Genomic DNA, 12,781 nt, shown 5'->3' on the forward strand with positions numbered 1-12,781 from the left:
TATACATTGATTGTAACCGTGAAGATCGGACTTGCAAGCACTTCCGACAATAAATTGACGAAAGCACTCGTTTTGACTAATTTTTGACAGGCTAACAGTAGTATTTAGTAATTAACGCCATGCCCATCAAGTAACTCAAGCAATCCCGCTTCATCTAATACAGGAACATTCAAATCTTGTGCCTTTGTGAGTTTTGAACCTGCTTTTTCACCGGCAACAAGATAATCTGTTTTAGCTGACACACTACCAGCAACTTTAGCTCCTAAACCTGTCAGAAGTGCTTTTGCATCATTTCGGCTTACTACGCTCAATGAGCCAGTGATTACATAGGTCAAGCCTGCTAACGGTTGTTCATCTTCAGATTTTTTCTCGATGTTAGGCCAGTTTACGCCAGCGGTTTTAAGTTTATCGATAATGTCGAGGTTATGTTGTTCTCTGAAAAACGAAAATACATGTTGAGCAACAATATTGCCCACATCATTTACTTCAATTAACTCTTCAACACTTGCCGATTGTATTGCCTCTAACGTTAAAAAGTATGCCGCTAAGTTAGCTGCGGTGGCTTCACCGACTTCCCGGATTCCTAAAGAGTAAATAAACTTAGGTAAACTCGTTACTTTAGATGTTTCTAAAGCGTCAATAAGATTTGCAGCTGACTTTGGTCCCATTCGTTCAAGACTTTCAATTTGGGATTGTTCTAAATCGAATAAATCAGCAGGTGATTGAATTAGATCTGCGTCTACAAGTTGATCAACAATTTTGTCACCCAAACCGTCGATATCAAACGCCTTCCGAGACGCAAAATGTTTGATGGCTTGTTTACGTTGCGCACCACACACTAAGCCCCCCGTACAACGAGTTACCGCTTCGCCTTCCAGTTTTTCGACATGTGATTGACAAACCGGACACTCATTAGGAAACGTGATCGTTTGCGCATTGTCCGGTCTTCTATCTAAAACAACGCCTGCCACTTGTGGAATAACGTCACCGGCACGTCGAATAATGACGGTATCACCAATTTTTATCCCCAAGCGCTCAATTTCTTCACTATTATGTAATGTCGCATTTGATACTGTGACACCACCAACAAAAACCGGTTCAAGCTTAGCGACTGGAGTAATTGCACCTGTGCGTCCGACTTGAAATTCAACATCATTTAAAACGGTAAGCTCTTCTTGAGCGGGAAATTTATAAGCAATGGCCCAACGCGGCGCTCTCGCCACAAAACCCAGTTGTTCTTGTAAGTCGATACTATTTACTTTAAGAACGGTACCATCAATTTCATAATTTAAACTGCTACGCTTTTCTTGGATATCTTGGTAAAAGTCGAGTACACCGTCGACACCTGTAACGACGGTTACTTCAGGACAAAGCGGTAGCCCCCAAGAATTAACTAGTTTCAGTCGTTCATAATGGGTCTGTGGCAAGTTTATTTCATCGCTTACAACACCTAAGCTATATGCATAAAAACCCAATGGTCGAGACGCTGTAATTTTTGAATCTAATTGACGTAAACTACCCGCTGCGCCATTTCTAGGGTTAACCATAGGTTTAGTATTTTCTTTGAGCGCTTTTTCGTTATACGCGTTAAAGCCATCTAGCCATAAAAATACCTCACCACGCACTTCTACACGCTTCGGAATGGCCTCCCCAGATAAACGCAGTGGAATTGATTTTATCGTCTTTACATTGGCCGTAATATTCTCGCCAACGCTACCATCGCCCCGTGTTGCAGCTTGAGTTAAAACACCATCAACATAAAGTAAGCTAACCGCTAATCCATCTAACTTTGGCTCACAGCAAAACTCTAATTCATCTATCGATTTAACACGTTCACTGATACGTTTGTTAAACGCGACAAACTCTTCCTCTACCATCGCATTATCAAGCGACAGCATAGGTACTTCGTGGCTAACTTGTTCAAATTTATCTAGCGCTTTTCCGCCCACTTTTTGCGTTGGTGAGTCTGCAAGTTTCAGTTCAGGGTTGGACTGTTCAAGCGCTTGCAACTCCCTAAATACGCGATCATATTCAGCGTCAGGAATCGTTGGTTGGTCTAAAACATAATATTCATGGTTATATTTGTGGAGTAGATTGGCTAATGCAGAAATCTGCTCTTTAATGTCACTAGATAAAGTCATATTAGATATCGTTTTTTTTTAATTAGAGCTATTTTATAGGTATTTAATGCTATTTTTAAATTTAATTAAAACACTTTATTTTTATACTGATATTTTATGCACAAAAGAGGTGATTTTTATGCAGTTTTATGTCATTTTACGCTTGTACTTTTTTAGAAACATTTGTTTACATTAGGACTTTTTAGACAGCCTATGCGAATTCTTATAATCCTTATTTTCTTTCTCTCGATTGGCAAGGTGCTAGCAGAACCTTCAAATGAAGTGGAGTTTAAGAAACAATTGGACGTAATGGCTGTGGATTACGCATCAACGCCAAAACAACAATTAGAGCAATTAGAAGCTTTAATTTTATTAGCCGAAGCCGAAGACTGGCGTCATTCAGAAATACGAGCTCAAGTTTATAAAGCCGAGTTATTATTAGCGCTTGAACAAATTCAATCCGCCCAACAAATAGTAGATGTATACTTTCCAAGAACCACTGCGGCTCACTTACTCGAGTCAAGAACTCGCTTTCAATTAATTCAACTCACCATCAATACAATACAAAATAAACCCGTTTCATCACTCGTCGCAGACATCGAAGAGAATTTATTGCTTATTGAAGATGAAAACGTTGTAGCTGGTATTATAAATGCGCTAGGAATTAATGCTTATAACAACCGCAAAACTGAACAAGCGTTAAATTACTTTAAAAAGTCGCAAGCACTTTACGAAAAGCTCGGCGATGAAGTTGGCCTTTCCAGTACACTCAACGGCTTAGCAAATATCTTCTCACAAAGAGCTGAATACGATATCGCCATAAAATATTTAGAAGAAGTGAGACAGATTTCGATTAAAAGCAACGACAAATACAGTGAGTCTGTAACACTTTTTAATTTAGCTGGTAACTACATCGCCAAGAATGACTACGCTAAAGCTCAAGAAACATTAACTCAAACATTAGCGTTAAATCGCGAGATAGACGACTTAGCTGGCGTTGCATGGACAAACCAAGCGTTTGGTGAGCTATTTGAAAAACAAAAGAACTTTGAAAAGGCGTTGTTGTATTACGAGCAAGCATTAGCTTTTTTTAAAGAAAATAACGACAAGAACAATATTGTATCTACCTCTATTGGTAAAATTAACTGTCTAATTGAATTAGAAAAGTCAGATGAAGTAAATCAAGAACTGCTCGCGTTAAAACCTATCATTGACGAATATGCAGATGACAGATGGGATGTTAGTTATACAAGAATGGAAGCTAAGCTGGCGGCATTGCAAAAAGACTTTAAAGTCGCCTATGAATTGCAAGTAGATGTAACCAAGCAATATATCGAACAGTTCGAAAAACAAAATAACAAACAGATTCAAGAGTTGTTAGTAGCTTACGATAGTCAGAAGAAGGAGACCGACAACCGTATTTTGCAACAAGAAAATGAACTTCAAGAGTTGCGATTAAAGCAAGAGCAAAAAGAAACAACAATATGGCGATTAGCGTTGGCGTTTGCAGTTGTGTTAATGGTTATTATCGGCTATTTACTTCGTCGCATACTTGTAAATAAAAACCATTTCCAAGAAATGGCCCTTAAAGATCACCTAACTGGTTCCCCTAACAGGCGTGCTATTTTAGAATTTGCTGAGCGACAATATCAATTGTCGAAACGCAATCGTACACCTTTAACAATTGCTATTATTGACATTGATTTTTTCAAAACGATTAACGACAATTTTGGTCATGATGTAGGTGATGACGTATTAAAAGCCTTTTCAGCGGCGCTTAATAGCTCTATTCGTAATCAAGATAGATTTGGACGATATGGCGGTGAAGAGTGGTTATTAGTCCTAACTAACACGACCGTTGAAGATGTAAATCTAATTTTTGAGCGCGTTACTAAAAACTTGAACGCCATCGAGCTATCAAGTATTCCAAGTGATTACAAAATCACATTTAGTCTAGGCGCGACACAAGTAGATAAAAAAGATGTAAACCTTAATAAAGCCATCAATCGCGCAGATGAAAACCTATACAAAGCGAAAGAATCAGGGCGAAACAAAGCTATATTTTAATCACTCATCAACGTGTATCCAATGGTTACACGTTAACTTTGCTCACCCTTTAATTCATATACATGTTTAACCAAAGCCTTTAAACTACCCAGATTGGAAACACATTTAAAGGATTAAACATGACGGACGCTCATTGGCCCTACCGATATGACTTGCTTCTTCGATTAAGGCTTATTGAAATTGTGGCGCTATGGGAAGGTCGATTAACTACCAAACATTTATGTGACTACTTTGGTATTCGTCGCCAACAAGCTTCAAAAGATATAAAAAAGTATCTTGAAGAAATAGCACCAGAGAACCTTGTTTATGATTCCTCACAAAAAGGTTATTTGCCAAGCCCTGCATTTTCGCCTCGTTTAACTCAAGGTACCGCAGAAGAGTATTTGCATCTATTAGAGCGTAATAGTGACTTAAACCTTCACTTTGAACGACTCGATTTAGGGTTTGGTCATTGCCACCAGCTTCCACTTCCAAACCGTTCAATTAGCGCCGATATTCTGCGACCGATAATAAAAGCCTGCCACAATAATTTACGCCTTGAAGTTGACTACCGTTCTATCAACGATCCTAAGCCTGACGGTCGAGTTATTGCCCCGCATTCATTAGTATTCGCTGCAAACCGCTGGCATGTAAGAGCATATTGTGAAAAAAATCAGTCGTTTAGAGACTTCGTTTTAACGCGATTTTTCGAGACTCCAGAAATCGAAGATGCTAAAAGTACAAAAACAGAGTCAGACGATATAAATTGGAATCAACATATTACCGTCATTCTTACCGCAGACCCTCGCCTTACCCTCGAACAACAGGCTGTCATAGAGTGTGACTACGGTATGGATAATGGAAAATTAGAAATTACCATAAGAGCAAGTTTAATCGCTTATTTACTTCGTTCACTGAACATTGATATTCACACAATAAATGCAGACCCTAAAGCTCAACAAATAGTAATTGATAATTTAGACCAAATTCGGCCGTGGGTATTTGACTAACCACCTCAGTTTTGTACAAAGAGTATTATTTAGTGTTATAAATTGTTCATCGCATATTAAATTTACAGGATGTCGTATGACTAACACTAATATCATCAAATATAGTCGCATTTTTTTTATGGGAGTTCTTATCTCTGTAAGTACTCACATAAATGCGATGAATGCAGAATACGACGTTAAAAGTAGAATTGATGAGAGCACAACAAAAGAGTTCTCTACCCGTATAAACGGCTCAAAGTTGACTTACACTGCGACTATCGGTAACCAACCTGTATGGAATAAAAACGGCGAGCCTACTGCGACTCTCTTTTATACCTATTACAAACGTACTGGTGTTAACAACTCAGAAACACGCCCACTTATTATATCTTTTAATGGCGGTCCAGGGTCAGCATCTGTGTGGATGCATATGGCCTATACAGGTCCAAAAATATTAAACGTCGATGATGAAGGTTATCCTCTTCAACCTTACGGCACAAAATCCAACCCCTATTCTATTTTAGATGTTGCAGATATTGTTTATGTGAATCCTGTAAATACCGGCTACTCGAGAGTACTACCAAATAAAGAAGGTAAAATGCCTTCTAAACCTGAACAGAACGAGATGTTTTTTGGCGTAAATACTGACATCGCTTATTTAGCTGATTGGATTTCTACCTTTGTAACTCGGAACAATCGGTGGAGGTCACCAAAGTATTTAATTGGTGAAAGTTATGGTACAACTCGCGTGGCAGGATTAGCACATGAGCTTCAAAACAGCCAGTGGATGTATTTAAATGGCGTTATACTTGTTTCCCCTACTGACATGGGTATGAAACGAGATGGACCTGTTAAAGCGGCTAATAGACTTCCTTATTTTGCAGCAGCAGCCTGGTACCACAACAAGCTACGTGGTGATTTACAAACACAAGACTTAATGAACGTTTTAAACGAGGTAGAGACGTTTACCATTTCACAATATCTGCCAGCACTTGCACAAGGTGGCTTTATATCAAACGAAGTAAAAACCAACATCGCTGAAAAAGTAGCTGCATATTCAGGTTTAACAAAGGAAGAAGTATTACAAAACAACCTTGATATTAGCACGTCATATTTTTGGAAGTCATTGTTACGAAATGAAGGCCAAACTGTTGGTCGACTGGACTCTAGATACATAGGAATAGACGAAAAAGAATCAGGTACTCGCCCAGATTACAACGCAGAATTAACCTCTTGGTTGCATAGTTTTACTCCTGCAATAAACTACTATCTGCGCGAAGAACTCGGCTATATCACTGATCTTAAATACAATATGTTTGGTAACGTTTATCCTTGGGATAGAAGCAATAACAATACTGGTAAAGACCTGCGCTTAGCCATGGCTCAAAACCCATATTTAAATGTCATGATTCAAGCTGGGTATTATGATGGCGCCACTAATTATTTCGATGCAAAGTATTCTATGTGGCAACTAGACCAAAGTGGAAAAATGAAAGATCGCCTGTCTTTTAAAGGTTATAGAAGTGGCCACATGATGTATCTTCGAAAAGAGGACTTAAAACAGTCAAATCAAGACATTCGTGAATTTATCAAAAACACGATACCAAATAGCAACACGCCAGCAAAATATTAATTCGAGGCTTTTAATTTGAAATCAAATCGAGTCAGCTCTATTAAACGAAATCGTAATTGGTATATAACTGCGCTTTTTGCACTCGCCGGTCCAACAATGGTAAGTGCACAAAGCCAAGAATTACTCATTGAAGTATCTGCACAACAAATTTCAACCGGCAACCGTTTTCAAGCTGTTAAAATTGTTAATGATAAAGCGATTTTTGTTAGTGGCACAAACTCCAGCATTTACAAAAGCGAAGATGCTGGCTTAACCTGGCGACCTTTGAACGCCCCCGCAAAACAAGACAAACTCCAATTTAGAGATGTATACGCAGATACGAAAAGCCTTGTTTTAATGTCAGCCGGTGAAGGAGTCATGTCGCGAGTTTATGTATCAAAAGACAATGGCTTGTCATGGCAACTTACTTTACAAGGCAATAAACCAACCGACTTTTATAACTGTATCACTGAAGCAAACCAAACATATTGGTTATACGGAGATTCTGTTGACTCAAACTTGACTGTATTCAAATCAATGGACAACGCTAATAGTTGGCAACCTGAACGCCTTCCTTTTGATGCAAGAGCATTAGAAGGCGGTTTTGCATCTAGCGGTACTTGCATTAACTCAAGTAAAAACGGTGACATCGTTATTGCAACCGGCAACACCTCAATCCCCCGTATATTGTTAAAAACGACTGAGAGTAGTTGGAAAAGCATTGACTCGCCATTTAAAGGTGGTGAAGCCGCGGGTATTTTTTCTGTGCAACTGAGCGATAATATTGTTTATGCGTTCGGTGGTACTTTAAAAACTAAAGACAATCCGGCACTTGCTTATCAATACAACCTCAAGCAAGAAAGCTGGGCTGCCCTACCTAACCTACCAATTAATGGCGCTGTTTACGGCTCATCGATAAGCCAAGGGCATATTTTTGCAACAAGCCCAGATGGCATTGCAATGCTGAAACCTAATAGCCCAAACTGGCAACTTATTTCATCTCTTGATATGTGGGCCATTGACTGCACCAGCAACTACTGTATTGCTGTTGGTGGTGATGACACTGTCGTAAAAATCACTTTTTAGTCTGACAAAAGGCTGTTTATGATTGGTACAAAGTAAATTGTTAAATCGGAACTTGGTTTTGAATTAGGTTCAATGGATAAAAAAAATGGAGCCGACTTAGACTCCATTTTTGTAGGTGTTACAACTCACTACTACGGGTTGTAATAAGTTGCTGCGCCCGGCCCTACTGGCATGCCCAGTAAGAATACCCAGACATAAAAGAATACGGTCCAAACTACAAAAAACACCATTGAATATGGCAACATCATAGCGATTAGCGTACCTAAGCCTAAGTCTTTTTTGTATTTCGCCGCCATTGCGAGTATTAATCCAAAATAACTCATCATTGGCGTGATCAAATTCGAGATAGAGTCACCAATACGATATGCAGCTTGAATAACTTCTGGGGCATAACCAATCAGCATAAGCATAGGAACAAAAATCGGTGCGGTAATTGCCCACTGCGCCGATGCACTACCTAGACTTAAATTTACAATCGCACACATGATAATGAATAAGATAAACACTTCTGGTCCATCTAGCCCTAAGTATTGCAATAACGCAGCGCCTTTTACCGCCAAAACAGTTCCTAAATTAGTCCACTTAAAAAAGGCAACAAATTGTGCAGCAAAGAAAACTAACGTTATGTACAAACCAAGACTGCCAATGCTTTTAGACATTGCATCAATGACGTCTCGATCGTTTTTCATTGTTCCAGCTACGCGTCCATAAACAAATCCCACAAAGCCAAACACAATAAAAATAATAACAACAATACTTTTTAAAAACGGAGAGCCTGTTATGTTGCCCGTTTCAGGGTTTAACAATGCTCCAAAACCCGGCACGTCTATTGGTATGATAGTAATACTTAATAGTGCAGTAACAGCTAACAAGGCTAATCCTGCAGCTTTTAAGCCTTTTCGCTCATCATCTGACGGCGTATCCATTTTTTGTTCGCCCAAATCGATAGACGCTTCTTTTGGGTTATATGGACCTAAACGTGGCTCAACGATTTTTTCAGTTACAAATGCACCTGCGGCTGATATTACAAAAGTACTAACAAACATGAAGTACCAGTTTACTTCCGGCCCAACAACGTAATTTGGGTTTATTAGATGCGCAGCACTTTCGGTAAAACCAGCTAATAACGGATCAACCGTACCTAAAAAAATGTTTGCAGAATAACCACCCGACACACCTGCGAATGCGGCGGCTAAACCTGCTAAAGGGTGGCGTCCTAATGAATGGAAAATCATCGCAGCTAATGGAATTAATACCACATAGCCAAGTTCTGAAGCTGTATTTGAAACAATACCAGCAAACACTATCGTTACTGTGACCGCTCGTTTTGACGCATTCATAACCAACGCTCGCATTGCGGCTGATAACAGCCCCGAATGTTCAGCAACAGCGACACCTAACATTGCCACAAGCACGGTTCCCAAAGGCGCAAAACCTGTGAAATTCGTCACTAAGCCTGTAAATATTCTTTGCAAGCCTTCTGCGTTCATTAACGAAACGACTTCGATTAACCCGTTCGATGCTCGACCTGCGGCTCCCTCTGGACGCGGGTCGGCAACATTAACATCGAAGAATCCCAATATACCACTGAGTACTACAACCCCCGCCGCAAACAAGGCAAATAAAGTAACTGGGTGTGGTAATAGATTCCCCAGCCATTCGACTGTGGCTAAAAAGCGATTAAACCAATTTCGATTTTCAACTGCTCCCTGTGAGCCTGGTGAAATATTAGACAAAACAATAACCTCAATAAAATATCCAGTCCTTAGTCTATTGAAAAAAGAGGAATAGCTCAAAGAAAGTTTAATGCCTAATTTAAATATGTGATCCTAATCGCGCAAAAACCACCTAGGTTGACCTAGCTTCTCGGCTCAAAATCCAAAACGGTGGCATTTATACAATAACGTTTACTGCCATTAGGTCCGTCATCAAATACATGACCTAAATGGATACCCGATACTTTTGCTTTTACTTCCGTGCGACGCATACCAAATGAGTTATCTTGATGATAAGTGACGGCGCCTTCGACTGGTTGTGTAAACGAGAGCCACCCTGAACCAGAGTCAAATCTGTCTTTTGTATCGAATAACGCTTTTCCCGATAGACTGTCAATAAACTGGCCTGGAGGGGTGTTTTGAAACTTTTCGTAGGCTTTACAAAAGCGATTATCTGTTCCTTTGTTGAACGCGACTTGAAATGCTTCTGTATCACCAAGTTTAAACGCACCCAGAGCTTGATAAAATTCTTTAGGAGATAGATAGCCCATATGACCTAAGCGCTCTACCCCGTTTTCTAAAAATAAGATGGTTGGCGTACCAAAAGTCGCCGACTTTATTGTTAACTGATTGAGTTGATTAGCTAATCGAAAATGCAAAGGAACATCTCCTTGATATTCATTCGTGACGTCTTCTTTGAATTTTTCACAGTATGGGCAATTTGGCGCATCAACCACCACGATATGTTTACCGGTTAATAATGGTAAGTTATCCACCTCTTTTGAAGGCTCTACATTCATATATTTTGCTAATAATGGTTCTGGGCCAAACGTCACCCCCGTACTGTGGTCTGGACAATAACCATTTGGGTTTTTAGCTATGTAATCCTGGTGATAATCCTCTGCCGTATAAAACTTATCGAGCGGCTTTATAACCGTTTGGATGTCTCCTCGTCCTTTTTCATTCAGACGTTGTTGAAATTGTTCTGCCACCTTTTGAGCAAGTGATGCTTGTTCGTCAGACTGAACAAGGATAGTGGAGCGATATTGAGTACCAACATCGTTACCTTGTTTATTTTTTTGCGTTGGGTCATGCATCTCAAAAAATATTTTAAGTAACGTTGTTGTATCTATTAGACTTTGGTTGTATTCGACACGGATAACTTCAGCAAAGTTGTTGGGATTAAAACGATTTTTCCACTTTACAATTTCATCATACTTAGGCTCTAAACCTCGCCCGTCGGCATAACCAGACTCTACATTTATTACGCCAGGTAAGGCTTCAAAACGTTTTTCTGCACCCCAAAAACAACCAAGACCTAGCACTAGACTCTGACGCTGCATTGTTTGCGCTATTGGTGATTCTTTGTAAGCTAAAAGCGGCCCACTCATTAAATAAGAGCCTATAAATATCAATATAGCTAATCCAATTTTTACAGCAAATTTCATCATCACCCCACCTCTAAAGTAGTAAACCGTGGTTTCTACTAAAAACTTTCAAAATATCTGTTTATTTAACGCAATGATGAATTGGAACGATCAGTTGTATAGTTCCTTTAAAATAATTATTCTTTAACGCATTTAATACATCAATTTAACGCTAGGCGCGGTTTAACCATGACAAAACCTTTTAAAGTCCCACATACGCTTGTTCTTTTATTATCAATGATGCTTGTCGCTTACATAGCGACATGGATAGTACCGCAAGGCTATTTTGAAACAGTAACCTTAGAGAACGGTCGAAGTACTGTGGTGCCTGGCACTTTCGAATTGGCTGAAGAGCAAATACGGCTAACACCAATGGACTTTTTAGTTGCACTTCCAAGAGCCTTAGCTGCTGCTCAAGATATTATTTTCTTTGTATTTATCGTCGGTGGTGTTTTAGCAATTGCTAGAGCAACAGGCACAATAGATGCGCTAATCGGACGTTTACTCGAACGCTTCGGTCAGAAACCTAATTTATTGATATTCATGGTTGTATTTTGTTTTGCTTTAGCATCGGGTGCTATTGGTATGGCGGGTGAGTACATTCCTTTCGTATTAATACTTGTTGGCTTATGTAAAGCGATGCGACTTGATGCAATGACAGCAGTAGGCATGATCGTTACTGGCTATGGTATTGGTTATGGCGTTTCAGCATTTAACCCTTTTACCGTCATGGTTGCACAAAATGTTGCAGATATTCCAGTTTACTCAGGGATTGAATTGCGTTTAGCTATTTTTATTCCGTTTGTTCTAATTGGTTTTCATCATGTATGGACTTACGCAACTAAGGTTCTTAAAGATCCTGCTTCATCCATGACTGCATCATTACCCTGCCCGCTCGGTGGAAAAGAAATAACACAATACCCACAACTTGAATTACGCCACAAGTTAATCCTATTTGGGTTAGTTGCAACTATCATTACCGCTGTGTGGGGTATATCTCAAAAAGGTTGGTATCTATACGAACTTGGTGCTTTATTTATTTTATGGGGATTATTCACTTCGATTGTAGGTAAACTTAATGCCGACGTTGCTGCTAATAACTTTATTGAAGGTGTTAAAGATTTAGCTTCAACAGCAATGTTAATTGGCGTCGCTCGTGGTGTTGCTCTTATTATGGAAGATGGTCAGATTTTACACTCATTAGTCCACGGCATGTCGTATCCATTGTCTATGTTAGGTTCCGAACTTGCCGCTGTGGGTATGTTTGTGATGCAAACCTTGCTGAATTTATTTATCCCATCGGGCAGCGGGCAGGCATACGTCACTATTCCATTATTAACGCCGGTTGGTGATTTGGTGGGAGTAAATCGTCAAATTGTTGTTCTCGCGTATCAATTCGGTGATGGCTTTTCAAATATGATAATTCCAACCAATGCTGTTTTAATGGGTATAATTGGTATGGCCGGCGTTCCTTATCACCTGTGGTTTCGATTCTGCATCCCATTAATCTTAAAGTTAATGGTTGCTGCGTCGCTTGTATTGGTTTTAGCTGTAGTGTTTGATTATGGCAGTGATGTGCAACCACTATTGGAAGTGATGAATTAAATCCAAGAGGCATCTGTGCTTGAGGGATCTCTGTTTGAGGGATCTCTGGTTATTTTGGGTATTTTAAGACTCAGAGGAACATGAAGATAAGAATTGGTCGGACTGACTGGATTTACAAAAAACTTCCTGTTTTTTGCCCGACAGGCCGTCATGAATGACGTTCTGGATTGTTCCTGACAAT

Annotated in this window: 8 protein-coding genes; 5 read left to right on the forward strand and 3 right to left on the reverse strand. The window is 39.6% G+C overall.

Annotated features, from left to right (window positions below; genetic code table 11):
- Window positions 1–104 precede the first annotated feature (104 nt).
- Window positions 105–2,141 (reverse strand): NAD-dependent DNA ligase LigA, encoded by a 2,037-nt coding sequence (gene ligA / locus ACZ1GV_RS08875; RefSeq protein ID WP_210562093.1) that lies wholly within the window; start codon window positions 2,139–2,141, stop codon window positions 105–107.
- A 192-nt stretch (window positions 2,142–2,333) separates the two neighbouring features.
- Here ligA and ACZ1GV_RS08880 point away from each other — a divergent pair, with 192 nt between their 5' ends.
- The 4 genes from ACZ1GV_RS08880 to ACZ1GV_RS08895 all read left to right on the forward strand — a co-directional run bounded on the left by ACZ1GV_RS08880 (window position 2,334) and on the right by ACZ1GV_RS08895 (window position 7,853).
- Window positions 2,334–4,187, forward strand: coding sequence for a tetratricopeptide repeat-containing diguanylate cyclase (locus ACZ1GV_RS08880; protein WP_472673849.1), 1,854 nt, complete (start codon window positions 2,334–2,336; stop codon window positions 4,185–4,187).
- 119 nt (window positions 4,188–4,306) lie between these two features.
- A complete protein-coding gene (locus ACZ1GV_RS08885) occupies window positions 4,307–5,176 on the forward strand; it encodes a helix-turn-helix transcriptional regulator (protein ID WP_472673850.1) in 870 nt (289 codons plus the stop codon).
- A 76-nt stretch (window positions 5,177–5,252) separates the two neighbouring features.
- On the forward strand, window positions 5,253–6,788 hold the full coding sequence (locus ACZ1GV_RS08890; RefSeq protein WP_472673851.1) for a S10 family peptidase: 1,536 nt from the start codon (window positions 5,253–5,255) through the stop codon (window positions 6,786–6,788).
- 15 nt (window positions 6,789–6,803) lie between these two features.
- Window positions 6,804–7,853 (forward strand): WD40/YVTN/BNR-like repeat-containing protein, encoded by a 1,050-nt coding sequence (locus ACZ1GV_RS08895; RefSeq protein WP_472673852.1) that lies wholly within the window; start codon window positions 6,804–6,806, stop codon window positions 7,851–7,853.
- A 131-nt stretch (window positions 7,854–7,984) separates the two neighbouring features.
- On the opposite strand, the gene ACZ1GV_RS08900 is transcribed toward ACZ1GV_RS08895, so the two are convergent.
- Window positions 7,985–9,589: an AbgT family transporter gene (locus ACZ1GV_RS08900; protein ID WP_472673853.1), complete on the reverse strand. Its 1,605-nt coding sequence runs from the start codon at window positions 9,587–9,589 to the stop codon at window positions 7,985–7,987.
- Window positions 9,590–9,711: 122 nt separating this feature from the next.
- Window positions 9,712–11,019, reverse strand: a complete 1,308-nt coding sequence (gene msrA / locus ACZ1GV_RS08905) for a peptide-methionine (S)-S-oxide reductase MsrA (protein WP_472673854.1) — start codon at window positions 11,017–11,019, stop codon at window positions 9,712–9,714.
- A gap of 165 nt (window positions 11,020–11,184) precedes the next feature.
- On the opposite strand from msrA, the gene ACZ1GV_RS08910 reads away from it, so the two are divergent.
- Window positions 11,185–12,600: a YfcC family protein gene (locus ACZ1GV_RS08910; RefSeq protein ID WP_472673855.1), complete on the forward strand. Its 1,416-nt coding sequence runs from the start codon at window positions 11,185–11,187 to the stop codon at window positions 12,598–12,600.
- Window positions 12,601–12,781 lie beyond the last annotated feature (181 nt).

The organism is Psychrosphaera sp. HA2-10 (assembly GCF_055693745.1).